Source organism: Acinetobacter soli (genome assembly GCF_018139125.1).
Classification (GTDB): domain Bacteria; phylum Pseudomonadota; class Gammaproteobacteria; order Pseudomonadales; family Moraxellaceae; genus Acinetobacter; species Acinetobacter soli.
In genome coordinates, this window is sequence record NZ_CP073241.1 from 2,166,892 (window position 1) to 2,192,262 (window position 25,371).

Below are 25,371 nucleotides of genomic sequence, written 5' to 3' on the forward strand. Positions count from 1 at the left end.
GACTTGCCATAAAAAAGTCCGCCGGAGCGGACTTTTTTTAATCATGTAACAGATTTAATACTTAAACCTGTTCGATGTCTTTCATGGTCAATTTGATACGACCACGGTTATCGACATCTGCAACCTGTACTTTAACGTCCTGACCTTCTTTAAGAACATCAGAGACATTCGCAACACGTTCATTTGAAATTTGTGAAATATGTAGCAAACCATCGGTACCTGGCATGATATTCACGAATGCACCAAACTCTACGATACGGATGACTTTACCGTCATAGATTTTGCCAGGCTCAACTTCAGCAGTTAATGCCTGAATTTTCGCAATCGCAGCACGTGCAGCGGCTTTGGTTTCACCAAATACACGCACTGTACCATTGTCTTCAATATCAATTGCAGCTTTGGTTTCTTCAGTAATTTGACGAATCGTCGCGCCGCCCTTACCAATCACGTCACGAATCTTGTCTGGATTGATCGTAATCACTTCAAACGTTGGTGCATGTGCTGAAATTTCAGGACGTGCACGTGAAATTACTTTGTTCATTTCATTCAGGATGTGCATACGACCTGCATACGCCTGATTCAATGCAACTTCCATAATCTCTTCGGTGATGCCTTCAATCTTGATGTCCATTTGAAGTGCAGTAATACCATTGGCAGAACCAGCAACTTTAAAGTCCATATCACCTAAATGATCTTCGTCACCCAAGATGTCAGAAAGTACAGCAAAACGCTCACCTTCTTTCACAAGACCCATCGCAATACCAGCGACTGGCGCTTTAAGAGGAACACCTGCATCCATCAATGAAAGTGATGCACCACATACAGACGCCATTGATGATGAACCATTTGATTCAGTGATGTCCGATACGATACGAATCACGTACGGGAAGCGGTCAGCCGCAGGCAATACAGCTTGAACACCACGACGTGCCAAACGACCATGACCAATTTCACGGCGCTTTGGACCAGATTCACGACCTGTTTCACCTACAGAGTATGCAGGAAAGTTGTAGTGCAACATGAAGTTGTCAGTTTTGGTGCCCGCAAGCGTATCCACCATAAGGGCATCACGTGTGTTACCCAAAGTAGTGGTCACCAAGGCCTGAGTTTCACCACGGGTAAATAATGCTGAACCGTGCGCACGATCCAATACACCCACCTGTACATCGATACCACGAACAGTTTTGGTGTCACGACCATCAATACGTGGCTTACCAGACAAGATATTGTCACGTACAGTACGGTATTTAAGGTCTTCAAACAATTCGTTCACTTCATCAGCAATACCCGTTTCGTCATTTTCTGGAACGAACTGAGCGACTGCTTCTGCATAAAGCGCATCAATTGCTGCATAGCGATCTTGTTTTACCGCAATGGTATACGCTTCAGAAATTTTCGCTTCAAACGCTGTTTTCAATTGCTCAAGCAATGCTTCATTTTTGGTTGGCGCAACCCAAGTTGACTCAACTGCACCGGCAGCCGCAGCAAACTCTTTGATCGCCTGAACTGCAATTTGCATTTCGTCATGACCGAAAAGTACAGCGCCAAGCATTTGATCTTCAGACAATTCTTTGGCTTCAGATTCAACCATCAAGACAGCAGATTCAGTACCTGCAACCACAAGGTCAAGATCGCTTTCTTTTAATTGTTCAAAGTTCGGGTTTAAAACATATTCACCGTTGATTAAACCAACACGTGCACCCGCGATTGGGCCACGGAAAGGTGTACCAGCAATCGACAATGCCGCTGAAGCACCTAACATGGCTGCAATATCGGCATCCATGGTTTTGTCAGAAGAAACCACTGTCGCGGTGATTTGAATTTCGTTGAAGTAACCTTCTGGGAACAATGGACGAATTGGACGGTCAATCAAACGTGAAATTAACGTTTCAGCTTCAGAGGCACGGCCTTCACGCTTGCCATAACCACCTGGAATACGACCAGCAGCATATTGCTTTTCTTGGTAGTTTACAGTCAGTGGGAAAAAGTCTTGACCTGCTTTCGCTTTCGCTTGTGCAACAACTGCAACCAATACAGTCACACCGCCCATCGTCACTAGAACAGTGTTTGCTTGACGCGCAACACGACCTGTTTCCAATACAACTTGATGCTGACCAAACTGGAATTCTTTACGAATAATATTAAACATCGACATGTGATCTTTTTTCCTGGTTCTTTTTGAACAGTTATTCTAGTGGAGACCCCTAAGGTTTGGCATTCATATCACTCCAACAGCAATGATAAATGACAAAGCTTAGAAGCCGACCTCACTAGAGAATAGACACAAAGAAGGAGCGAACATTCGCCCCTTCTAGCGTAGTCTGATGCAAACACCAGACACTCGCCCGTCTTCAGTTGTGAGAGACGTCATCGCGCGCACAACCGAAAAACAAGCCAAAATCGAATTAACGACGTAAACCTAATTCGCCGATCAAGCTTACATAACGACCGTGGTCTTTACCATTGAGGTAGTCAAGTAATTTACGACGTTGGTTAACCATACGGATGAGACCGCGACGGCTATGATGGTCGTGTTTGTGCTCTTTGAAGTGACCTTGCAAATCATTGATTTGAGCAGTCAAAAGTGCAACTTGAACTTCTGGTGAACCCGTGTCGTTTTCAGCACGTGCAAATTTAGCGATAATCGCTGCGCGATCTGCGTTTGTTAAAGCCATTCGATTTCTCCGAGATGCTTAAAAAAACAAATAAAATGATAAAAATCAAAAATATTATCTAAAAAGATAGCATTTCTTGACTGCCGTGCATCACTACAGCAGTTTGCCATTTTAAAGGATAAGACCGTAATTGACAATTCATAAATCAATTCAATACGGTGTGGCGGTGCTTATCAGTGGTATTAGTGTCTGAACAAGCTGGTCAAAAAAGACACTGACTTACCGTGTTATTCATTGCACACTGCCACTATAAAAAGAATGATCATGGGAATGACGTGAAACTATTATCAGCCAATACCTGCTACGTACCACCCGATATTCACAGCGTGATGCGTGCCCAGCATGAAAATGATGCCGCCTCTGGCGCAATGACTGCTGCACAGGTTCAGCGCATTTGGCACAGTGTCGAGCAGTTGTATAAAAGTGGCAATTATCCTCTGATTGGTTTTTGCCTGCGTCGCAACGGACATATTTTACTGAATCGAAGTTTGGGCTATGCACGCGGCAATACGGTGGATGGCTTGGCAAGTGATGCACAGATTGCAACGCCCGAAACACCGATTTGCCTGTTTTCTGCCTCAAAAATTGTCACGGCAATGCTGATCCATGTGCTCAATGAGCGTGGCCTGATTAATCTTTTCGACCCGGTGAGTTATTACATCCCTGAATATGGCGTAAATGGCAAACGCCGCGCCACCATTTTTCATTTACTGGCACATCGGGGTGGTATTCCACGGCTTGAAACTGAAGTGACACCAGAATTGCTGTTCGATAAATCAGAGATTCTGGCACGATTATATCGCGCGAAGCCAGTATCGGCAGCGGGTACACATCTGGCTTATCACGCGGTCACTGCCGGCTATATATTGGGAGAGCTGATTGAACGTGTAACCGGACAGGATCTTCGGCAGTTTTTACATGAAACCATCGAAAAACCCATGCAAATGGCCTGTTTTAATTATGGTCTTGCGCCCGAGTGGCGTGATCGGGTTGCACTCAATGCCCCAACAGGCTTACACCCTCGCCTAGGTACAGATCACTACCTACAGCATGTACTTGGCGGCGGCTTACAACTGGCAGTGGACCTGACCAATGACCCCCGCTTTATGGATACGGTATGCCCTGCGGGTAATATTTATACCAGTGCAGAGCAAGCAGGCCGTTTTTTTGAAATGTTGCTGAGCGGTGGACGATATCACGATCAGCAGATTCTCACACCACAAACCGTGTTTCGTGCCACTTTACCCACGTCAGTGACCAGCTTAGATCGGACATTATTGGCACCGATGCGCTATGCATTAGGCCCTATGCTCGGCAGCAATCCAGTGGGGCTGTTTGGCCCGATGACAGGACAAGCCTTTGGTCATCTGGGATTTTCTAATATTTTATGCTGGGCCGATCCAGAGCGGGATATCAGTGTCTCGCTGCTGACTACAGGGAAATCTGTCATTGGTACACATTTACCTGCGCTGGGCAAATTGCTGTATCAAATCTCGATGCAGTGTCCTAAAGTTGCCAAAGGTCAGCGTCGCTCATTATTTGGAAGCGATACCCACGAAACCAATATGGTGTAAAAAATAAAAAGCCCAAGCGGTGCTTGGGCTTTATGCGCTGTAGTTTCTTATTCTGAACGATTGTTCTTGTATTTTGTTATTATCTGGAGAGTTTTCTTAGAACCCTTTTATTGATTATGGTCATTGTCCCTGACATGAACGAACTTCCTAACAAGTTCTATTCTGCCACATTTAATTATGAATAAAAGTAGTGATTTTCGTATCAGTATGTAAGCAAAAACGTACAGGTCTGTATATATCAGAAAACATAGCAGTTTTTCTAAATATAAACATGTAACTTGTTATTTTTTGAAATTCTGGACATAAAAAAGCCTTGTAGTCTCTCCCAAAACTACAAGGCTTAGCGGCTGTAAGTTCCTCGTTTATCCTTACTTCACTGTAAGTTCGCTGTCTTCGACTTATTCTAATTTTTATGCGGTTTTTTCTTAGCATTCCTTGCTAAGTTTTTGTGCAGGAACATCATCTCAAAATATTGCTTCGGACTCTATAAGCTAATTTCTCGAATTCGTGTAAGCAATTTCGTACAGAGCTGTCTACTCCTTAGGTAAACTTACTAAAATGAAATCATTATTAATTTTTTCACTAAGCCACTTTTTCGAGCGGTGCGCTGTGTAAGTGATTGTAAAAAGGCCGCACGATCTACCAACAGGCTGACGACGTTTTTGGCGCGGGTAATGGCGGTATAAATCAGCTCCTGACTCAGAATTTTTTCTGCGCTGGCATCAAACACAATTGCAGTATGTTTAAATTCGGAACCTTGAGATTTATGAATGGTCAATGCAAAGGCCGTTTGAATATTTTTGGGCAGTCGATTGGCTGCTACCCATTTGTCTAAACTTGGAAAATACACTTCAAACTGATCGGATTGTGTGCGGTGTCGAAAGCAAATACCGATATCACCATTCGACAACCCTAACTGATAGTCATTGTATGTCATCATGACTGGCCGGCCCAAATACCACCCTGCCACAGGTACAACCATTAATTGCGTGGTCAGCCAGTCTTCTGCAAAGCGGTTAATCTGATCAAGCCCAAATTTGCCAAAACGAATGGCCACCAAAATCCGATAATCATCAAATGCCTGTATCACTTTTGCTAAATCAATAGAAGCGGCTTGCTCACGATACTGTTTGAGCGCATTGACATAAGGTACATAGCCTTGCATCAGTTGCAAATAATAGGCAGTAGGCTCATGAAGCAATGAATCGTTGAGATATTCGAGCTGAACCAGATCGGACATATTATCGTGTAGCTGAATGGACTGAAGCGTTTGGGGTGATGCCACTTGCTGTTCAAACGCAGCTAAAATATCTTCAGCTGGCTTCGCATCCGAGAGATGTTGAATAAATCCAGCAAACTGACCAATTTTTGCCTCGGCATTAAAGCGTCGACTGGTCACCAGTTGCACGTGATTGTGTTTAAGCGCGGGCACTTGCTGCAAGTCGGCCAGTACCGCACCCACATCCACCGAAGCCAACTGTTTGGCATCTCCAAGTAAAATTAAACGACAATTTACTGGAATCGCTTCGAACAATAGCGTCGCCAATTGCAAATCAAGCATCGATGCTTCATCGACTACCACCACATCATACGGCAGAGGTTGTTTGGCATGGTAACGGGGTCGCTGCTGGTGCCCCAAACCCAAAAGCCGATGCAGGGTTTGAGTCGACTGCTGTTGCAGCTCTTCGCTCAACAAACCGGAATCGAGCAGCTTAGGATCTTGAAAAGACGCCTGAAGCGCCTCTTGCATGCGCTGTGCCGCCTTACCGGTTGGGGCTGCCATCGCAATTCGGATATCGGGAATGGCCTGATTTAAAACCGCGATAATACGGGCCAAGGTGTAGGTTTTACCTGTTCCCGGCCCGCCTGTAATAATATTGAGCGCATGGTTTGCCACCATTTTCATGGCTGCCTGCTGGTGGGGATCAATGAGCAAATTGGTATACGACGTCACGTCAACCGCTGATAATTGCATCTGTGTTAAACGGTGTACTTGCGTGGCCAAACGCTGTTCGAGCGACCAATATCGATACAGCGCCAGCATCTCGTCGTCATAGACCATGGGGGCAACCGTCTGTGCTGCTTGGGATGCATGCACCGCAAACTTACCCAACTGCGCCACATCTGACGAAGAAATCGCCAAACCGCTATCTCCTTGCAAACTTGCTTCAATTAATGCTTGCAACATGTCACGAATTTGTTCAGAATTGCGCTCCCTGAGATTGAACGGTGTCTGAACCAGATACTCACTCCACATTTTCAGCCACGCCAAATCCTTGTCTAGACTGATGTTTTGATTATCCACACAGTTATCCTCAAGCTTGTCCACACACTTATAAACACATTTATCCACAAAATAACAACCTGATTTTCAAGTTATTATTCAGATTTGTCACTTTTTTTGTCCATTTTATCCTCAGCAAAATATCCCAAGATCGCATCTAGACGCAAAATAAACTCGTTATCCGGCTTCCAGTAAAAATAGCCCTGATGGGCAGCGCCAGTCATGCCTCGAAGATACAAATAAGTTGCCCCTCCTAAATGCTGCTCGATCTGGTAATGCTGCAATTTCACTTTTAAATAACGATGCAAAGCCACCAAGTACAGTGCGGCTTGCAGCCAGTAACTCGACTGGGTCATGTTGTGCTGAATGGCTTGCGCCGAATAATCTTGCTGGTCGCTGCCCAAATAATTACTTTTATAATCGGCAATATGAAAATGCTGGCCATCGAAGTACATCAGATCGATTGATCCATTGAGGTAGCGCGCGGCATGCGCATCTAAAAAATCGGGCATATGAATGTCGTATTCGGCAAAAAGTTGCTGAATGCGACGCATGGCCAGCACACGATCAGATAACGCCAGATAAAACGGACACTCGCTTAAATACTGCCCTGCTTCAAGCTGATTCAACTGAAAACCCTGATGCAAGGGTGTGGTCGCCACATGCATGAGCCACTCGGTCAGCCATTGAAACAATAGTCCATCTTCACCATTGTGCTCAGGATAGGCCTCGGTGTATTGGCGATAGAGCTGCTCCCAAAGTGTACTGTAATCATTTTTAAAACGACGACGCAGCTCAATCGGCCATTCGTCTGGTTTTTTTAAATCAATATGTTCAAAAATTTCGTGCAGGAAATTTCCGGCTTGAGGCCCTTTTGGAAAATGCTGTTTAATCCACTCGAGTGGCAATTGAGTGGTTGTATTGAACGATACATTCAGATCACGTTCATCGTCGGCCTGTTGTTCGGGCACCTGAGTCAGCGCAAGTGTATCGGCATACAGCAAGGACGGCTTTAGATGCTGGGCCAAATAACTAAAACTGGTTTTGCCGCGCGGATAAAATCGCTGTGACGGTAAGGGCTGCGCATATAGACGATAGGTTTGCTGCTGCGCGGCGCGATATAATGCCGGTGGGCATTGTGGCTCACACGGTTCATCCATGCTATAGGGATGAAAAAATGCCTCTCCCTGATGTTTCCAGTACGCCAGTGCATCTTGCGATTTTGCCTGAGCATCTTGCATAACTGCATAGACTCGATGACTGGCGCGGGTTAATGCCACATACCATAAACGGTTTTGTTCTGCTTTAGCCCGATCACTATGTTGCTGCTGTGCTCGTTCGGTTAAACGTGCTTTATCGGCAATCGAAACCAATCGGCGTTGCTGCAATGCGCCAGTCTCTGGGTCTGGCACCGTCAACTCGGAAAAATTCAGCCCTGTACTTTGCTCCCTAAACGGCTTGTCTGCGCCAAGTAAAAACACCATCTTAAACTCAAGTCCTTTAGACTGATGGATGGTCATGAGCTGCACACCGGCATCACTTGAAAGCTTGCGTTCTAGTTCCCATTCGCGCTCACTGGGTGAAGTGAGCTGTTTCAGATACCAATGGTAAAGGTTCTGGGCTCCGGCATAACGCTCGCTGTGCTGAGTTAAAAGTTCACCCAAATGGCGGACATTCACCACTGCACGCTCGTTATCACGGCGCTGGATTTTGACCAGATTTTGCCATACCTGAAACACGGCCAGTGCGTGTTGCCATGCGGGTAAAAACCCCTGATGCATCCAGATTTCACGCACAGCATCAAACTGAGTCATATATTGGCTCAATCCCGATGCCTGCTGCTGCAATTGCTGCAAGGTGCTTAAATCCAGTCCAATCATGCGCCCAAGCAATGCCCGTTTGACTTTGGCTTCATCGTAAGGATGTAAAATAGCGGTGAGAAATGCAGCCACATCGTGTGCCAGTGCATGATCAAATACACTACGGCGTGACGGTCGGTTCACTTTAATTCCCAAATACTCAAGTCTGGCCTGAACATCATCCAGTCCTTTATGATTTTTGGAAATGACCGCGATATCATCGCAAATCAATCCACGCTGCTGATCAGGTTCATCTAAATATAACTCTCCACGATGGGTCTGATTGAGTAGCGCACGGATTTTCCAGCTCACCTGCTCAGCCTCACGATTTTTATCTTCCAGCATCAGCCAGCGTAATGGAGCCGGATTATGTTGCCCCTGATCGATTAATGCAGGATGCGCACGCTGCCCGGCTTCAATAGAATCATAAAGTACCTGTTCGCCAAAATCGGGCTGTCGTTGAAAAAGTGCATCGACCACCTCGACCAGCGGTCTGACCGAACGATGGTTATGCACCAGTTTGTAGTTGCGTCCCTGCTTGCGCATGATGTCTTGATGGGCATTTAAAAATGTCAGCATGTCGCCGCCACGAAAGCCATAAATCGCTTGCTTTCGATCGCCCACCATAATCATGCAGCCATTTTGATAACGCTGCGGATGGCGCCAGATACTGGCCAGCATGTCATCTTGATCCTGATTGGTGTCTTGAAATTCGTCGACCAAAATAAGTGGATAACGTGACTGCACATACTGGGCAAAGCGTTGCCCTTGCTCGCCTTTAAGCGCTTCAGAGAGCGTCCGGATCTGTTGTGAAAATGTGGTTTCCCCCTTCTCTTGCAACACTTCGGGTAAACGATTTTTCACCTCATGACACAAATAAGCCTTTAAATGATGGTGCAACTGGGCAAATTGTTGTTCGTAATCTTTTAAGCATTGCAGCACCTCGACCAGAGCGAGTACCGCTGGGTGCTGATAAAAACCGTCACTGATGGCCGCGGAACATTTTTTAAAAATTTTATTTTGATGATATTTTTCTAAAAATTTATATGCAGCTTCACGCGCCGACCCAAGATATGCTTCAAAGATGCTCAAATCGGGTTGTTCAAGTGCTTGGAGCAATTGCGGCAGGTCACGACAAAATAAGGTATGAAAGGCATCATTACGAAAAGAAGTGCCATTGATGAAGCCATAAAACTCTCCGTCTCGTGCCGTGTAAGCCAAGAGATCATCAAGCTGAATGGACTGTGCTTGCCGAAGTTGTGCATAAAAATGTTCAACATTCAACTGCGGTGCGGCATAGGAATCAAACTGGGCAGAGCTAAAATTGAGTGCCTGTTCGACTACATCGACAAAAGCATCTATCTGTTTGAGCGCACCCATATTATATAAACCATCAATAATCGCCTGTGGCTGGGCATTGATCCATGCACGCAGGACATCATGAATCAGTTGGCGGGTATAGCGCTTGGCATCGTCGGTAATTGCCGCTGCTTCAATTTTGCCACTTTCAAACGCAAATTCTCGTAACAGCTTTTGGCTAAAACTGTCCAATGTACCAACAAAAAGTTCATCGAGCTGATCCAATACCAGTTTTAAGCGCTCAGCCGCATAGCCCATACGCGGTGCGAATTGCTTCAAAATATGCTGTAGCAATGGATCTGCTTCTTGCTCAGCACGCTGTATGACCTCTTGCTCTGTGAAACCCAGAGACGCGTTCAGCACACTATAGACGTGCTGAACACGCAAACGGATTCGTGTCTTAAGCTCTGCCGCAGCAGCACGGGTAAACGTGGTGGCAATCACCTGCTTAGGTAAATAGCGCTCTAGGAAAATGCGGACCATCAGGCTCGACAAGGTATAGGTTTTTCCAGTGCCGGCAGACGCTTCAATTAAATGCAGACCTGAAAATTCAATTTCTGTAATCGGTTGATAAGACGTTTTTGAGCTTAATGGCATGTCTTACTCCAGACGCAAATACTGAAAAATAGGGGCATAGAGTGCATATGAATAGCGGTTCATCGCATCTTTGAGTAATGCAGTGCTATCTTGCTGATCAAGTATAAATGCCCAATCTCGATGGCCTTGGCTGCTTTCATCTTGACGGATATCCAGATTGACATAGGCTTTGGCGTCTTGCCACGCGTTCAACAGGCTTTTCAGGTCCTGCTCGTCGAGCAGCATTTCGCCCTGCTCTGTGGCAGACCAATGATGGCTTTTCTCTTTTTCTAGCGCTTTGAGTATTAATGCCGCTGGCAACACCACAGGCTGTGTAGCGCCATAATGCCACATCGCCAGCCACTGATCTAAGTAGTGCTTGGCCTGCTCGGCATTCAGACCTTGGCAAATTACGGTTTTATCGCTAAATACCACAATGCGTCGTAAGGTTTTTGCGGCTGCACCCTGCTGACCAAATGCCAACCAGATTAAGTACTCAAGCCATACACATGCCATGCGTTTGGCCCGTGCACTCGAGGCCTCCATACTCACCCAGTCGCTACGGTTATCGAGCGGAACCGTGATATTCATGTGCAACTGTTTGCTAAGGCGCCAGATGGTTTGCGTGGTACGACTTACAGCAGGTGCATAGTTCTGTAACCGCGCCAGCAAACGTGCTTGTTCGGCGCTGCTTTGTTGCCATGCACTGTGCATGATTTTGCCGACTGGTAACTGGTCTTGCAGCAATTCTAATGGCGCCGTGTGATCATGTTCATATAAAAACTGGCGGATAGAATAACGCCCCAGTCCATCTAAAAACAACGGTTCGGCCTGCTCAAATTGTTCGGCCAAGGCAATATTATCGACACCCAAGTGCTTCAAATACAACCGTGCAGGAAAGGTGACATCGGCCATCCACTGGCGGCTATCGACAACGCGCAACTCCTGATCTAAGGCGGGCTGCAAGGTGTTCACCCATGGTTGAACCGTTCCTTCAGGCTGTTGCACCTGCTGTGCCACGCGGTACCAGTGATCTCGATAACGCTGCGGTACAGTGTCATTGGCAAAGCCGAGTGGGTCAAAGGGCTGCAAAGGATGAACATGGTACATTGGCCAGAGGTGCTCAGGCACATCCAGCTGCTTGAGCCATTGCTGCTGCTCTGCAATATATGGATTAAGCGCTACTGCTTCCTCTGCACACGGTGCATCTGCCACAATTAAGGCCAAATGCGCTTTGAATTCCTGCACAATACTCGATGGATCGCGTACCTCACCATCACTCACATCAAAGCCATTATAAAACAACCACACGGCTGATTTTGCCAATACCACGGCATCTAAAAAGGCACCCTGATCATCCTCCAAACGTGAACGATCCCCCAGTTGCTGGCGCAGTTGCTCCATTAAATCAAAAGGAATATGGGTCTCTCGGTTTGGAAACTTGCCCGTGTCCAGATTCAGCATCACCACCAGTGCATAAGGGAGCGGTCGAATCTGACCGATCTGGCTAAAGGTAATCTGTCCGGTCGGTTCGGCTTGTGAAGACTGATTTTCCAAAGTACGTTGAATTTCATCAAGCAAGTAAGGCAGCGGTAGCGCAATATCGCGTAAACCATGTGTGTCTTTATCGCCATAGAAACTGGCCAAGGTCACCATTCGTTCTTGTTTTTTTATAATGTCCCGAGCCGTTTTTAACGCCATCACACCCGCCTGCTCAAAGGCAGTGACATCCTCCATCAGCAATTGAAGCCACGCTTCAACCGAACGTTTCTCGTGTTGTTCATGTGCGGTTCGCCATTTTCTTCGCGTATGCAAATCTTGATAAATCTGAATCAGCACGGCGATCAGTTCAAAATCATCAGGAGCGATATCGCTAAAACTTAAGGTCTGCTCAAACAGTACATGTGCCGGAATGGCGATTCCGAGTGCCAGTCGATCAAGCGCGAACTTAAAGCTATAACGATGGTCGTGATCGTCTGGGCTTAAACTCTGCTGTAAATGTTCAGCGTCGAAACCGCGTTTAAAACCAGCCTGTTCAAGTAGACTGAGCATGCGACGAATCTGGCTATCTTCAAGGGCATAATACTGCTGCGTTGCTGATAAACTCAGCCAGTCGGCAAATTCGTCAAATTCAAAACGTCCATGCAGTAAATTGATCCGCCCGACCACAGCCTGCCATGCATTTAATACATCGAGCTGGGCCACGCCTGCAATTTTAATCGGCAAAAACACCGTATCTTCGGTAGGGGTTGCCGGAAAAACCGCGCGGATCGCTGGCTCGATTTCTTTAATATTGGGAACCAGCACCAAAATATCGTTTAAACGACGAGGGCCATGCGAGGTGTCGGCTAGCCAGCGAATGAGTTCATCACGCAAAACTTCCAGTTGCCGTAAGCTTGAATGGCAAACATGAAACTGAATCGAGCGATCGTTGGGTGCGAGAGAATATTGATTGGCGACAGGCTCGGCCAAATTTAAAATATCGGACTGGATCTGCCCCAGCAATGTGTTTGGAAACTCATCGACAAATGCATCGACCCACTGCCCTTCATCTCCCGACGATAAATTGGCCAACAGACTAAAATGGTCACGCGCCTGCTTGCCCCAACGGGTGAGTAAGGGATGGCGAGACTCACGTGCTTCAGCGTTAAAATGCAAGGTAAATTGATCAAAAAATTGTGCAATGTCTGCATCACTTGCCTGTGGGTTTTTCTCGATAAATCGGGATTTCACACGTACATCGTACTGCTGTTTCCACAGAGGATCGACACTATCTGCCCAGTATTCCTGAGAAGGATTGTAGTGCAAAATAAAAATATCAATGTATTGCCCCAAACGGCGCAAAAACTGTAATTGCATCGGCGGCAAATCCAGCACGGTAAATACAACCACTTGCTTAGGCAAACGCTGCAAGGCAGTTTCACGGCTCTGTGCCCCATCTAAGAGTTGCCAAAATAAGTCGTCAATGTTCAGGATATCCAGATAATCCTGATGAAAGTGGTTTTGCCATAACCAACGTTGCCATGCCTCTAAATCTTGCGCGTGCTGGAACTGAAACGCCGAAATCTCTTGGCGGGCTTGCCCCATCAGTTGCTCGATATCCAGCGCCCGATTCTCTCCCCATGCACTGAGCCAGTTGGTGGCACAGGTACAAGGGCCGCTACAGTTTTTCTGGCAATACCCGCGATAGGTCATGTAATGACCAAATAGCTGCGATACCTGTTCGGCCACCCAGTACAGCATTTTTTGTTTTTTTTGTTGCTGTTGATCGACTTGTTGTAATTGATCTGCACTGGTATAGATTCGATCGACCAGTGAATAGGCCGGATGCTCAGGCGATAAGGTCATATGAGCTGACTGAATCAAAGGATTAAGCGCCTGAAACACACGCCACTTTAAAATAAGGCGCGGAATATTGGCTTTACGTACCTGATCTTTATGTTCAGTCAACACTTGCTGATAGACAAACCACTGGAACCCGCGGATACGCTGATGAAATTGATAATTAGCGGTAATCCCTTGCAATTCTGAGAGTTTTTCGGTCAACCACTGCTGCACGGCCGCGCTTGGCACAATGAAATGCTGAGTTTCAAGTACATCAAACGGATTCTGGCTCGGCTGCTGCACAGATTGCCACACCCCTTGAAGCAAAACATCGATACGCTGACTTTGTATTACATGAATCGCCATGTAGCCCTTACCTTTGTAAATCGCAGTTTTTTATGCACAAAATCATAAAGATTCGTCACTATACATCGTTGGCGAACTATGTCACGTTTGCCATGTGTATAAAAATTTGAGTCATCCTCAAAAAAAATGTTTGAATAACAGCAAAGGACCACATTGAGTATAAATCCATGAAAATTGAGAATATCCCAGATTCAATTGATCCAAGTTTAAACCTTGAAGCCGTTCGTGACGAATGTCTGGAAATGGTCAAAAAGCGTGCCTATTTTTCCGCTGGCGCCGCCGTCGTTCCTATTCCATTTTTTGATGTCGTGATTGATATTGGCATTTTGTCACAAATTATTCCCGATATCAGCGCTCGCTTCGGTTTATCTCCCGACCATATTACGGTTTATGATCCGGAAACCAAACAGATTCACTGGAACGAATTACGTAAACGCGGCTTCGAATTTTCGGGGCTGGTTGTCGCACGTACCGCAGTCAAAAAGTCACTCAATGGCGTGATCGGAAAAGTATTGACCAAGCAAGTGACCAAATTTATTCCGCTTGGTGGCCAGATCGTCGCTGCGAGCTTGGGCTATATCGTGATGAAAAAAGTTGCCGAAGCGCATGTCCAAGAATGTTATCATCTGGCGAAACGTATTCAGCAAAAAAGCACGACCGCAGGTGTTTAATGATCATTTAAAAGGCACCTTGTGTGCCTTTTATCTGCCTGATTTAAAAAAACAAGTTGTATGTTTGACCAACGCGTATCTATACATCATTTGACTTTTCACATAAATTTTAAGTTTTTTTAAAGATTGTCTACTTACTATCCATCACACGATGACAAACAAACTATGGAGAGTCGTTGTGGAACATGGACAATCAACATCCCGTATACGTGCCATTTTTAACGTAACAAGTGGTAACTTTCTCGAACAATACGATTTTTTCCTGTTTGGTTTGTACGCTAAAGCCATTGGCGAAACGTTTTTCCATTCCGATAGCAGTTACGCTGCACTCATGAAAACATTTTTGGTCTTTGCGGTCAGTTTCTTGATGCGCCCGATTGGTGCACTTGTACTGGGTCCGTATGTAGATCGTATTGGTCGACGTAAAGGCCTCATGGTGACTTTAAGCATCATGGCTGTTGGCTCACTGATTATTGCCCTTACACCTGGCTATGCCACCATTGGTTTTGCCGCGACGGTACTGATCTTTGCCGGACGTTTGGCACAAGGCTTTTCTGCTGGCGTAGAACTGGGCGGTGTTTCGGTTTACTTATCCGAGATTGCAGAGCCCCATAATCGTGGCTTTATTACCAGTTGGCAGTCTGCTAGTCAGCAAGTAGCGGTTATTTTTGCAGCCACATTAGGTTATGTGGTGAGTCTGATCTTTACCAAGGCACAAGTGGCCGACTGGGCATGGCGAATTCCATTTTTTGTGGGCTGCGCCATCATTCCGTTTATTTTCTGGTTGCGTAAATCCTTAACAGAAACCGAAGCATTTGCTTCACGCACCGAACATCCAACCACTGCCCAGATTATGTCTACGCTGGCCGCAAATTGGAAAATTGTACTGACGGGCATGTGTATGGTTGCTACCACCACCACCATGTTTTATTTCATTACCGTTTACACGCCAACTTACGGCAAAGAAGTACTGCACCTGACCAGTGCAGAAAGCTTATTGGCAACCGTAATGGTGGGTGCAAGTAACTTTGTTCTGCTGCCAATTGGCGGCTATTTATCAGATAAAATCGGCCGAAAACCGCTATTGATTGCAACCACGACGCTCATCTTTGTCACGGCTTATCCGCTTTTGAGCTGGTTAACTCAAAATATCAGTCTGTCACACATGCTGATGTCTTTGTTGTGGCTGTCATTGTTGTATAGTTTTTACAACGGTGCACTGGTGGTGTCTTTGACTGAAATGATGCCAAGCTCAGTTCGAATTGCAGGTTTTTCTGTTGCGTACAGTCTGGCAACTTCGGTGTTTGGTGGCCTCACCCCGATGATTGCAACTTATCTGGTCGAACAAAGTGGCAGCAAAAGCATGCCCGCCTTTTGGCTCATGTTTGCCGCAATTATCAGTTTGATTGCGACGCTCATTGTGTTTCGTCAGCGTCAGTCACGCAGCGAGCCCAAAGCGCCACTCGGTGCACAATTGGCTCGACAAAACACGGGGAAACTGATGAATCAAACCACTTAAGTTTGAAAGTTTTCTGCATTAAAAACCACCGCTTCAGGTGGTTTTTAAGCATTTAAGAATCGTTTTTAATACCTTGATCCGAGCGCTATATTTGTCATCTGTGGCAATAATGGTCCAAGGTGCTGCATCGGTGCTGGTGCGCTCAAACATATCGGCCGCCGCATTTAAATATTCATTCCATTTTTCTCGATTACGCCAGTCATCTTCGGTAATTTTAAAGCGTTTGTGCGGTGTTTTTTCCCGAGCATGAAAACGCTGTTCTTGCTCATCTTTACTGATCGATAACCAGATTTTAATAATAACTGTCTGACTGTCGATCAGGTCTTTTTCAAAGCGGTTGATCTCATCATAAGCGCGTTGCCACTCGCGTTCGTTGGCAAAATTTTCTACCCGCTCCACCAAAACGCGCCCATACCAACTACGGTCAAAGATTCGAATATCACTACAATTTTCAAGCTTGGTCCAAAACCGCCACAAATACGGATGGCGTAATTCGTATTTCTCGGGTGCACTAATGGTAAAAATATCGTATTCGCGCGGATCGAGCCGTTTGACGATGCGTTTAATTGCCCCACCTTTACCCGCAGCATCCATGCCTTCAAATACCACCATCACATGACGCTCATCATAACGTAGCGCCTCAGCTACTCTGCGTGTCAGTTTTTTGAGTTTTTTCTTGTATTGATCATGCTCAAGCGCGTCTGACTCTGGATGTAGCAACAGGTCTGGTACAAGCGCCTGAGTCCAGTTGATTGTGCCCTGATCTGGATGTTCAGGCAAATCCTGCATGGCATGTAAGATCGATTCAGCAAAAAGCTGATCACGCTTGGTTTTGTCTTCGCCGTCAATCACAATCCAGTCATCGCTAAAGCGTTTTCGTAGCTTTTGAATATTGTCGTACTGCTTTTTATTGCGCCAGTCTAACCCGTGAAGTTTGTGCCAGCGCCGTTCTGAAACATCAATATCATCTAAGCGTTTTTGCAATGATTTCCAAGACAAGTCAAACCAGACCTTGACCACATCGACCTGATTATTTTTTAAATCCTGCTCAAATGCCTGCATATTTTTGACATAGGCATCAAATAAAGTATCGTCCAGTGGCTTGGACACATGCATGGCGGTACTCAGCAAATCACTGTACCAGTTACCAAACATCACCACGATCTGTCCTTCGCCCGGAATAAACGAAGCATACGGCTGCCAAAACGGTTGATTAACATTCAGCACATGCGGCGGATCTGCCTTGACACGTAAATAGCGCGGATCGACCCATTCACGAAGTTGTTTAACTGCTTCTCCTTTGCCTGCAAGCTCAATCCCACTGACCAGTACCAGCACGCTTTTTGCATTTTTTTTGCCCCAACTATTTTTCAGGGCATACTGTGCCTCAATTAAATCTAAAGACAATCGGTTGGGATTTTTGTGTCGATGAGGTAAGACTATAGCGTCATCATTCATTCTTGTTCTCGGTCGTTTTTTGAAAAATGCTTTACTCATCTTATGTCAGTTTTTCACTGGTTTAAAGTCATTGAATTTACAGCACGGGATGAATCCAGCCGACAAAAAAACAATCCTGCATTAAATTCATGTACAGATGCTCATGCGAGTTTTGCTTAACGGTATTGCACCACCAGATTACCAAGTTGAACATTCTGCTTTACCGCAACCAATTGCATTGAAGCAAAGGAAGACGACGTATTTGAATTTAACCACGCAGAAAGCGCATCAAAAGAGGTTTCTGTTTGAGTAATTGAAGCCAAACGCTCAAGACCTGCCGATTTTACCTGCTGCTCACATCGCGGATCATCGATTTGCACCGTGACTTCACATGCAGGCTCTACAATATTACCAACAAAATGAATTTCCGCACTTTCTGCCGCATAACATCCCGAATAACAGGTGACAGCTAAGAAGATAGGGAATAGATGTTTGTAGTTATTTTTCAAAACACTCTCCCTCTGAGGCGCTATTTATTTTTTATATTGAATGTTTTAGCAAATTTATCATTATGAAATAAGTGCTTACACTATACAAAAAGCATAAAAAAACCACTAAAGGTCGCATAAAACAAAAAAATATGAAGAAAAGTCTCATTTTTATAATTTTAAGTATGGTTTTTTTTTGTAAAGATATAGTATGATTAAAACATGAACTTCGTCACATAAATTCTAGATTAAGTAAATTTATTGACGCAATGTTTATTTTTATGCAAAAACCATCAATTTAAAAACTTAATTTGGAAAAGGGTTCTCCTATGAAGTCTACTATTGCTCTTCTAGCAACTGTTGCTACCTTAACAATTTCAACTCAGAGCTTTGCTGACGCGGGTACAATCAACTTTAAAGGTAACGTTGTTGCAGCTGCATGCGACGTTACAGTAAATGGCACTGCTTCAGCTGACGTTACTTTAGGAAACTGGCCAACTTCTACATTCAAAAACACAGGCGATAAATCAAGCCCACAACCGTTTACTCTTTCAGTAAATAACTGTAATGCGGGTACTTATCAGTTTGCTTTTATCGGTACAGCAGATGCAGCCAATACAAACTTGTTTAAAGTGAGTAATGCAACTGGCGTCGGTATTGGTCTTGCAAGTGCTGACGGTTCTACAGCAGTTAACATCAACACAACTGCAAGTAGCGCATCAAATGCATCTTTAACCACAACAGGCTCAACTGCTGGTGCGGCAACAGGTACGCTTAATTTGCAAGCATTCTACCAAGCAACTGGTGCAACTGTAGCGGCTGGCGCGGCAAACGCGACTGCACGTGTTACATTACAACAAAAGTAATTTATTGAAGTAGGTTTGCTATGCGCTTGAATCGTTTTTTAACAGCTGTCTGTATTACTGCGAGCAGTATTTGTTTACCCATCACCAGCCATTCAGCTGTTCAAGCCTTAGCAAGCCGCGTCATCTACAATGGTGATGCCAAAGCTGCAACGCTCACTATTCGCAACAATGCAGATAAAGCCTATATGGTTCAAAACTGGATTGAAGCTGGCGAGACACCTCTTGCAGATACCAAAGTCCCTTTTGTCATTACCCCACCTTTACTGAAGCTTGATTCAAAAAAAGAAACTGTACTAAGAATCATTTATTCGGGAAATGGTTTGGCAACAGACAGAGAAAGTCAGTTCTGGATTAATATTCAAGAAATTCCGCCAAAGCCGGAAGTTGAAAATACGCTTCAACTGGCAGTTAGATCAAAAATCAAATTATTTTATCGACCAAAATCAGTTGAGCTTGAGCTTTCCGATGCCGTTAAACAGTTACGCTGGTATGTCGAAGGCAATACCTTAAAGCTTGAAAATAAAAGCCCGTTATTTGTCACCATTGGCGACTTGAAATTAAACAATGAGACACAGCCTGTGGCCAATATGAATCATGATATGGTTGCGCCATTTAAAACGATTGATGTATTAAAAAATCTACCAAAAAATTTAAGCAGTATTAGCTATACGTATATCAATGAATATGGCGGCAATACGTCTATGCCTACTGTTGCATTGAAATAAACGACCTGTCTATCTTATATGCCAAATTTATTATTGAAAAATCTCCCTTTTCGACTCACAGCGGTGTGCATAGGAATATATAGTTCCCTTGCACATGCGGCTGATACTGAGTTTAATGTTGCATTTTTGCAGGATGTAACCGATCAGGTTTCCATTGAGGCAGTCAAAAATGGATATAGCATTACGCCAGGAACATACGATTTTTCAATTTTTATTAATGGACAAAAAGTAGGAACTCGCTCAGTCGAGTTTTTAAAAGATGAGCACAACAATGTTGTGCCTTGTCTTGATCAGCATTTAATTGACGATTACAGCATTTTATTTCAATCTCCTTCAGAAAAAAGACAAAATGCTGCTGGTTGTTATGATTTAAGTGCAATCCCAAATGCCACAATTACCACCGATACCAATGCACAAAAGATTGATTTATCGATACCACAAATCAATTTACAACAATATGCACGTGGTTATGTGCCTGTACGTTTATTTAATCAAGGCATTAATGCACTTGTTCTCAACTACTCTCTTAGCTCTAACTATTTCAATAATAAAAATACTGAAGATCGCTATAATAACGCCCTCTTTTTAAACGGCGGCTTCAATTACGGCGCATGGCGCTATCGCAACCAAAGCAGCCTAACTCAATATTCAGGTCAATCCACGCACTGGCAAACAGTTTCGAATAAATTTGAACGTGATTTGCATACCGCAATTCCGATGCGTCTGGAGCTTGGCGATGCCTCAAGTAGCAATGATGTATTCGATAGCATTAATTTTCGTGGTGTTCAGCTCAGTAGCGATACGATTCAACTGCCATTGGGTTTACAAAACTATGCTCCTGTAATTCGAGGCGTTGCCCAGACCAATGCACTGATCGAGATTCGTCAAAATGGCTATATTATCTATACCACCAATGTGGCTGCAGGCAACTTCGTCATTAACGATTTATATGCAGCGAATCAAAGTGGTGATCTAGAAGTTTCCATTATTGAAAGTGATGGACGCATTAAAAAATTTGTTCAACCTTATTCTGCTGTTCCTAATATGGTGCGGGCAGGTCAAAGTAAGTTCCAGCTGACGGCAGGACAGTACCGTGATGGAACCTATAATAACTATCATCCATACTTTGCCCAATTAAGTTATGCCTACGGCTTAAATAATTACCTGACCCCATATACAGGTGCGATTGCCGCTCAGGACTACTACGCCGTTGCCACAGGTCTTGCGGTGTCGATGGGGAATTTTGGCGCACTTTCAAGTGATATCACTTATGCGCAAAATACTACAGCTCAAGGCGATAAGAAAGAAGGCGGAAGTTTACGCTTTCTTTACTCTAAATCACTCAATAGTTTAGGGACCAATATCCGTGTTGTCGGATATCGCTATTCTACTCAAAACTACTATAGTCTAGGTGATGCCTTACAAGAAAAGGCCCAATGGAAAAATGGGCTCTACGAATACACCTACGACGACACCACTGCAAGCAATAATGATCAATTAAGTGAAGAGGAACGTCGTCGTTACTATTATTCTTCTACTTATTACAATAAACGTAATCAGTTTCAGGTGTCTTTTAATCAGAGTTTGGGACAGCGCGGACAAGTATATGCAACGTTAGCCAAAACTGATTTTTGGCAGAAAGAATTTAATCAGGAAAGCTGGCAAGTCGGGTACAACCATAACTATAAAGGTATCTTTTATGGCTTGTACTATCAAAAAACAAAATCCATGTTCCAGAGCTCAGACTACAATGTCGGCTTTAACATCAGTATTCCGCTTGATCGTCCAATGACCATCAAAAAATACGATTTGATTTCGAATACCAGTTATCAATATTCAGGTTCTACAGGTAGCAACACCACCACAGCGCTTTCAGGCAATTTCCTCGAAGACAAGAATCTGAACGCTCAGGTTCAGTTTGGATATGCTGAACAAAATAATAATAACAGTGTTGCGTTTAATACCAATTACAGAGGAACCAAACTCAATTCCAGCTTTGGCTATACTTACTCTAATCAGTATCAGCAAGCTTCAGCCAATATTAACGGCGGTGTTTTGGTACATTCCGATGGCATTATTTTTGGTCAGCAAATGTATAGCAATCCAATCGTGATTGAGGCCAAAGGTGCAGAAGGTGTACGTGTTGAGAATCAGGCGGGTTTAAAAGTTGATAAATCCGGCTATGCGGTTATCAGTGGCAGTACAGCCTATATGCGCAACCGTGTTGCATTAAGAGCTGAAGATATCGGTCAGAACGTAAACATTGATGATCCTGTCATTAGTGATATTGTTCCAACCAAATACGCTGTTGTGAAAGTAAAATTCGATGTGAGATCTGGTCAGAGTGTACTCACCACATTATCTTTTAATGGTAAAACAGTCACGACAGGCGCATCTGTAATCGATATAAAAACCCAGAAAAATGTTGGTCTGGTTGGACTCAATGGTCAGGCATTTTTAAGCGGTGTCAGCTCAGGACAAACACTTTTGGTGAAATGGGGTGAAGATACAACCGAGCAGTGCCAATTGACATTGCCTACCTTAAGTAACCGTCAAACAGGTTATGATGAAATCAATGTTTCATGTACTGCTGTAGGAGCACATTAACATGCAAATGACCCGATCTGGCTTCTTACAGCTGTGTATGTTTATTTTAACGATTCTTATCGGTACTCAAAATAGCTGGGCAACACGCTGTCTGGAAGGCTCAAAATCGCCCACCAACTTTAATATCAACTCGGCAACGAACACTACACACACAACCTCAGTTGGCAATATAAAGGTTACAAATTCAAATCAAGCTGCTGGCACGATACTTTGGCAGTCGCCCGTCTATACCACAACCTTTACCTGTTATGACGACTATAATACAAATAACACAGAAAAAGCCTATCTGTATCTGGATGATTTAGGTAGAAATTTAGCGCAGGCATTTAAAAATACTAATTTAATCGTTGGTATTCGATATAATGGTAATGAATATCCAATCGATTCAACATCAACTTCATCTGATACTCGCATCGATACAGGTTTGATCGCAATCAATACTCAAACTAACACCTCAACAGCACAAGCCAACTGTACACTAATTGGAAAGCAAGCTTATAACTTCTGGGGTCAAGCAACTCGGAGATGTTCAGACCCACGAACGATTACGATTAATTATTCGCTTTACATTAAATCACGGGGTACAGGAAACAATTTCAATTCGAGCGCACAAACCTATCAAGTTTTTCAACTTGATGGTGACAGCGGACGAAATGCTAATGGCAACTTTCAGGAAAAAATTTCGAATGTTGCTGTGACTTATATTGACTGCGTAACCAGTTTAAATACACAAAATGTCGATTTAGGCTCTTACTACACTTATCAAGATGTCGGTCCTATTTTACGCCGTACACCTTTCACTATTAATGTAACTACAACAGGTAAAAATTGTGCGGCCTATCCTTTTGCAGGCAAGTTTACTTCAACACAAGCCTATGACACCAACACCATAACGCCTTCTGAAACCGGTATGAAAAATGTAGTGGGCATTAAAGTCTATGAAGCAGGCAGTACCCAGCCGATTGCGCTAGACAGTACATTTGATTTTGGAAGCAGCAACGGTTCGACCCTCACGAAAAACTTTGAAGCGGGTGTCTTTTTTCTAGCCAAACCGTCTACTGCGGGACAATTTAGCTCTACGCTCAATTATGAGGTTTATTTTAAATAGTTTACGCATTGGGATTTTTTTTAAGCGTCCAGATTAAATGGCCATAGCTCTACTCATGAAAGCAACGTATGCTTTTCTAAATATGTTCTTTTTGCACGTTCGTTATGTCCAAGCTTGCTCCATTTGATGACTTATTAAAGCAGTATCATGCGCTTGCGCATCATCATGATCCGATTTTGCGCGATCGTCTTTTTGATGCACAAAGCTGGCTCAAAGCCCGAATGATACATACCCATTCCGATCTGTTTGAACAACCACAATATCGCTTAATGACAGATTATTTTTTAAATCGTTTATATGGTGGCCCCGACTTTGATCCACTGGCGGCTCAAATTGAACGATTACTCAAATATGCCCATAAAGTTGAAAAACTGGTGCCCGACAATGCCATCAAAACGGGGACGAAATCGATTAGTTTAGCCATTCTTGCGCTTGAATTAGACGAACAAATTGCACTGCAACTTCTTAAAGACTATCCAGTCGACACACCCATTACAGACGAAATGATGCGTCAAACTTTAATTCAGCTCGACCAGAAAGCGCAGCGACTACATCAGTTGGCTTTACTCGATGACCTCGGCAAAGCGCTTGATAAATATATGCGCTCATTTGTAATGTATACCGCATTTAAAATGGCCAAAGGGCCAGTCATGAAGCATAACTTTGAGTTGATGTATCACTTTATTGATGAAGGCTTTCGCGCCATGAAACCCATGAAGTCGGCTGAAGCGTTTATCAAGGCCTTTACCCACAAAGAGCGCGAGATTGTTGAAAAGGTTCATGCAGGGCATCCTGATCCATTTTATTGATCTGCTTTCCTTGCGTTTTCAGCAGGGTGCATGCCATGCTTGCACTGCTGCATTTTATGTATAGTATTAATAACAATTGCATGATGACGTCTGTCAAACAACTCCAAACTCTGTCATCATGCACAGCCATTATCATTTGATCATGTGTGTTTACATTCAGGAGCGACATCATGTCTAACGAAAATCAAACGCCCACTACTCCTACTGAGCCGGCTCAACGTTCAGACAGTACCAGTCCTTTCCTGAATAGCCCACTTCCTCAAGGCACACCACAAGGTCAGCAACAGTCGTTACAACAAGAATTCAACGATGCGCCGATCAGTAATGTACCAAAATATAATTTACCACGGGGTGCAGGTAAAACAGGCAATGTCGGTGATACCACACACTTTGGATATCAAACTGTAAAAGCCGAAGATAAGGCCCAAAAAGTGGCCGAAGTGTTCCACTCCGTGGCGAGTAAATACGACATCATGAATGACTTGATGTCATTTGGTATTCATCGTTTGTGGAAACGTTTTGCAATTAATATGTCGGGTGTGCGCCGTGGGCAGCATGTGCTGGATATTGCGGGCGGTACTGGGGATCTTGCCAAAGTGTTTAGCCGTGAAGTCGGCCCTCAAGGACGTGTCGTACTTTCCGATATCAATGAGTCGATGCTTAACGTCGGGCGTGACCGTTTACTCGATGCAGGCTGTACCAATGTAGATTTTGTACTGGCCAATGCCGAAACACTCGAACCTTTTGCAGACAACAGCTTTGATCTGCTGACGATCAGCTTTGGCTTACGTAATGTCACCGATAAAGATGCCGCACTTGAAGCGATGTATCGTGTACTAAAACCGGGTGGTCGCCTGTTGGTCCTTGAGTTTTCAAAACCCGTCTTTGAACCTTTTTCAAAGCTTTACGATTTTTACTCATTTACCGCCTTGCCAATCATGGGCAAACTTGTAGCCAACGATGCCGAAAGCTATAAATATCTGGCCGAATCGATTCGTATGCATCCTGATCAGCGTACCTTAAAAGGTATGATGGAGCAGGCTGGCTTTAAAAACTGCGACTATCACAACCTCACCGGCGGTATTGTGGCTGTTCACCGTGGATTCAAACTTTAAAGGATGTAA

Annotated in this window: 16 protein-coding genes; 9 read left to right on the forward strand and 7 right to left on the reverse strand. The window is 44.3% G+C overall.

Annotated features, from left to right (window positions below; all coding sequences use genetic code 11):
• Positions 1–61: 61 nt before the first annotated feature.
• Together pnp and rpsO are read right to left on the reverse strand one after the other, a co-directional pair.
• The gene (gene pnp, locus KCV09_RS10005; protein ID WP_171304790.1) at positions 62–2,149 is read right to left on the reverse strand and encodes a polyribonucleotide nucleotidyltransferase; all 2,088 of its coding nucleotides are present in this window, start codon (positions 2,147–2,149) and stop codon (positions 62–64) included.
• Positions 2,150–2,405: 256 nt separating this feature from the next.
• Positions 2,406–2,675, reverse strand: a complete 270-nt coding sequence (rpsO, locus tag KCV09_RS10010) for a 30S ribosomal protein S15 (protein WP_004920392.1) — start codon at positions 2,673–2,675, stop codon at positions 2,406–2,408.
• A gap of 275 nt (positions 2,676–2,950) precedes the next feature.
• Between rpsO and KCV09_RS10015 the strand changes: the two genes are divergently transcribed.
• Positions 2,951–4,249, forward strand: a complete 1,299-nt coding sequence (locus tag KCV09_RS10015) for a serine hydrolase domain-containing protein (protein ID WP_076033423.1) — start codon at positions 2,951–2,953, stop codon at positions 4,247–4,249.
• A 553-nt stretch (positions 4,250–4,802) separates the two neighbouring features.
• Here KCV09_RS10015 and recD read toward each other — a convergent pair.
• The 3 genes from recD to KCV09_RS10030 all read right to left on the reverse strand — a co-directional run bounded on the left by recD (position 4,803) and on the right by KCV09_RS10030 (position 14,017).
• Positions 4,803–6,554 carry an exodeoxyribonuclease V subunit alpha gene (gene recD / locus KCV09_RS10020; RefSeq protein ID WP_373869353.1) on the reverse strand — a complete coding sequence of 584 codons (1,752 nt, stop codon included), beginning with the start codon at positions 6,552–6,554 and terminating at the stop codon, positions 4,803–4,805.
• 74 nt (positions 6,555–6,628) lie between these two features.
• The gene (locus KCV09_RS10025; RefSeq protein ID WP_212515100.1) at positions 6,629–10,348 is read right to left on the reverse strand and encodes a UvrD-helicase domain-containing protein; all 3,720 of its coding nucleotides are present in this window, start codon (positions 10,346–10,348) and stop codon (positions 6,629–6,631) included.
• A gap of 3 nt (positions 10,349–10,351) precedes the next feature.
• Positions 10,352–14,017: an exodeoxyribonuclease V subunit gamma gene (locus tag KCV09_RS10030; protein ID WP_212515101.1), complete on the reverse strand. Its 3,666-nt coding sequence runs from the start codon at positions 14,015–14,017 to the stop codon at positions 10,352–10,354.
• 167 nt (positions 14,018–14,184) lie between these two features.
• Between KCV09_RS10030 and KCV09_RS10035 the strand changes: the two genes are divergently transcribed.
• Both KCV09_RS10035 and tcuC read left to right on the forward strand, forming a co-directional pair.
• A complete protein-coding gene (locus tag KCV09_RS10035; RefSeq protein ID WP_151815201.1) occupies positions 14,185–14,688 on the forward strand; it encodes a hypothetical protein in 504 nt (167 codons plus the stop codon).
• A 178-nt stretch (positions 14,689–14,866) separates the two neighbouring features.
• Positions 14,867–16,207 (forward strand): MFS transporter, encoded by a 1,341-nt coding sequence (gene tcuC, locus KCV09_RS10040; RefSeq protein WP_151815202.1) that lies wholly within the window; start codon positions 14,867–14,869, stop codon positions 16,205–16,207.
• A gap of 33 nt (positions 16,208–16,240) precedes the next feature.
• On the opposite strand, the gene pap is transcribed toward tcuC, so the two are convergent.
• Positions 16,241–17,665, reverse strand: a complete 1,425-nt coding sequence (gene pap / locus KCV09_RS10045; RefSeq protein ID WP_004943939.1) for a polyphosphate:AMP phosphotransferase — start codon at positions 17,663–17,665, stop codon at positions 16,241–16,243.
• A gap of 155 nt (positions 17,666–17,820) precedes the next feature.
• On the reverse strand, positions 17,821–18,153 hold the full coding sequence (locus KCV09_RS10050; RefSeq protein ID WP_004943943.1) for a hypothetical protein: 333 nt from the start codon (positions 18,151–18,153) through the stop codon (positions 17,821–17,823).
• 308 nt (positions 18,154–18,461) lie between these two features.
• Here KCV09_RS10050 and KCV09_RS10055 point away from each other — a divergent pair, with 308 nt between their 5' ends.
• The 6 genes from KCV09_RS10055 (at position 18,462) to ubiE (ending at position 25,362) form a co-directional block, all read left to right on the forward strand.
• Entirely contained in the window at positions 18,462–18,998 is a 537-nt protein-coding gene (locus KCV09_RS10055; RefSeq protein ID WP_048763898.1) for a fimbrial protein, read from the forward strand.
• 20 nt (positions 18,999–19,018) lie between these two features.
• The gene (locus tag KCV09_RS10060) at positions 19,019–19,723 is read left to right on the forward strand and encodes a fimbrial biogenesis chaperone (RefSeq protein ID WP_151814999.1); all 705 of its coding nucleotides are present in this window, start codon (positions 19,019–19,021) and stop codon (positions 19,721–19,723) included.
• An 18-nt stretch (positions 19,724–19,741) separates the two neighbouring features.
• Positions 19,742–22,330, forward strand: a complete 2,589-nt coding sequence (locus tag KCV09_RS10065; RefSeq protein WP_119025672.1) for a fimbria/pilus outer membrane usher protein — start codon at positions 19,742–19,744, stop codon at positions 22,328–22,330.
• 1 nt (position 22,331) lies between these two features.
• Entirely contained in the window at positions 22,332–23,438 is a 1,107-nt protein-coding gene (locus tag KCV09_RS10070; RefSeq protein ID WP_025095311.1) for a fimbrial protein, read from the forward strand.
• 104 nt (positions 23,439–23,542) lie between these two features.
• A complete protein-coding gene (locus KCV09_RS10075; RefSeq protein WP_004943957.1) occupies positions 23,543–24,247 on the forward strand; it encodes an FFLEELY motif protein in 705 nt (234 codons plus the stop codon).
• 170 nt (positions 24,248–24,417) lie between these two features.
• Positions 24,418–25,362 (forward strand): bifunctional demethylmenaquinone methyltransferase/2-methoxy-6-polyprenyl-1,4-benzoquinol methylase UbiE, encoded by a 945-nt coding sequence (gene ubiE, locus KCV09_RS10080; RefSeq protein WP_004943959.1) that lies wholly within the window; start codon positions 24,418–24,420, stop codon positions 25,360–25,362.
• The last annotated feature ends 9 nt before the right edge of the window (positions 25,363–25,371 follow it).

Coding starts and splice junctions, on each gene's coding strand:
- KCV09_RS10060 (WP_151814999.1), top strand. CDS start 19,019: ATGCGCTTGAATCGTTTTTTAACAGCTGTCTGTATTACTGCGAGCAGT.
- KCV09_RS10070 (WP_025095311.1), top strand. CDS start 22,332: ATGCAAATGACCCGATCTGGCTTCTTACAGCTGTGTATGTTTATTTTA.
- rpsO (WP_004920392.1), bottom strand. CDS start 2,675: ATGGCTTTAACAAACGCAGATCGCGCAGCGATTATCGCTAAATTTGCA.
- pnp (WP_171304790.1), bottom strand. CDS start 2,149: ATGTTTAATATTATTCGTAAAGAATTCCAGTTTGGTCAGCATCAAGTT.
- KCV09_RS10025 (WP_212515100.1), bottom strand. CDS start 10,348: ATGCCATTAAGCTCAAAAACGTCTTATCAACCGATTACAGAAATTGAA.
- KCV09_RS10030 (WP_212515101.1), bottom strand. CDS start 14,017: ATGGCGATTCATGTAATACAAAGTCAGCGTATCGATGTTTTGCTTCAA.
- KCV09_RS10065 (WP_119025672.1), top strand. CDS start 19,742: ATGCCAAATTTATTATTGAAAAATCTCCCTTTTCGACTCACAGCGGTG.
- ubiE (WP_004943959.1), top strand. CDS start 24,418: ATGTCTAACGAAAATCAAACGCCCACTACTCCTACTGAGCCGGCTCAA.
- KCV09_RS10055 (WP_048763898.1), top strand. CDS start 18,462: ATGAAGTCTACTATTGCTCTTCTAGCAACTGTTGCTACCTTAACAATT.
- KCV09_RS10075 (WP_004943957.1), top strand. CDS start 23,543: ATGTCCAAGCTTGCTCCATTTGATGACTTATTAAAGCAGTATCATGCG.
- KCV09_RS10035 (WP_151815201.1), top strand. CDS start 14,185: ATGAAAATTGAGAATATCCCAGATTCAATTGATCCAAGTTTAAACCTT.
- pap (WP_004943939.1), bottom strand. CDS start 17,665: ATGAATGATGACGCTATAGTCTTACCTCATCGACACAAAAATCCCAAC.